1 protein-coding gene and 1 pseudogene are annotated in these 1,210 nt (G+C 66.9%); both read left to right on the top strand.

What is annotated here, in order from left to right; all coding sequences use genetic code 11:
* The coding region (gene pstC / locus B4E30_RS06665) for a phosphate ABC transporter permease subunit PstC (RefSeq protein WP_286794150.1) at positions 1-642 on the top strand (642 nt) is incomplete at its 5' end.
* Positions 642-1,210: pseudogene (locus B4E30_RS06660) on the top strand (phosphate ABC transporter, permease protein PstA); the annotation flags it as partial. The gene pstC and the pseudogene B4E30_RS06660, both read left to right, overlap by 1 nt.

The raw sequence follows: 1,210 nt of genomic DNA, 5'->3' as shown, positions 1-1,210 counted from the left end.
GCGCCCCGCAGAATCTCCGCGGTGCTCGGCTACATCATCGATCTGCTCGCCGCCGTGCCGTCCGTCGTCTTCGGCCTCTGGGGCGGCCTCGTCTTCGCCGGCATGGCGCAGCCGTTCTACGTCTGGCTGAACGAATACCTCGGCTGGATCCCGCTGTTCGGCGGCCAGGTCTCCGCCACCGGCCGCACCATCCTGACCGCCGCCCTCGTGCTCGCGATCATGGTCCTGCCGATCATGACCGCCATCTGCCGCGAGGTGTTCCTGCAGACCCCGGTGCTTCACGAAGAAGCGGCCCTCGCTCTCGGCGCCACCCGCTGGGAGATGATCAAGATGGCCGTCCTCCCCTTCGCCCGCGGCGGCATGGTCTCCGCCGCGATGCTCGCCCTCGGGCGCGCGCTCGGCGAGACGATGGCCGTGACCATGGTGCTGTCCGTGTCGGGCGTGGTCACCTTCGAGCTCCTCACCGCGACGAACCCCACCACCATTCCCGCCAACATCGCCCTGTCGTTCCCGGAGGCCTACGGTGACGGCATCAGCGTGCTCATCGCCACCGGTCTCGTCCTGTTCGTCCTCACCTTCGGCGTCAACGCACTGGCGCGCTGGATCGTCGCGCGCCGCGCCGAGTTCTCGGGAGCCAACTGATGACCACCATCGAGAAGACCTCCGCACCGGCGAAGGCGAACTCCCTCACCAGCGGCCGCCTTCCGAAGGCGACGCCGTGGATCGTCCTCGCAGCGTCGTGGGCCCTCATGGCGGTCGTGTTCGGATTCGCCAACATCGGCAACCCCGTCGGCGACTTCAACATCGCCGCCACCGTGTTCCTCGGAACGGTGCTGTTCGTCGCGGCGATCTACGTGATCTCGTCCATCGTCGAGGGTCAGCGCAAGGCGACCGACCGCTTCATCACCGCCATCGTCTCGGCCGCCTTCCTGGTGGCCCTCCTCCCCCTGATCTCCCTGCTGTTCACGGTGCTCGTCAACGGCATCGCCCGTTTCGACATCGAGTTCTTCACGTACAGCATGCGCAACGTCATCGGCGATGGCGGCGGCGCGATCCACGCCATCTGGGGCACCCTGCTGATCACGCTGGCGGCGACGATCATCTCGGTCCCGATCGGCCTGATGACCTCCATCTACCTGGTGGAGTACGGCTCGCGCAGCAAGCTCGGCAAGGCCATCACCTTCTTCGTCGACGTGATGACCGGCATCCC

Origin of the sequence: Microbacterium sp. UBA3394, assembly GCF_002358725.1 — a bacterium.
GTDB lineage: Bacteria > Actinomycetota > Actinomycetes > Actinomycetales > Microbacteriaceae > Microbacterium > Microbacterium luteum.
This window is presented reverse-complemented; position numbering and strand designations above follow the sequence as displayed.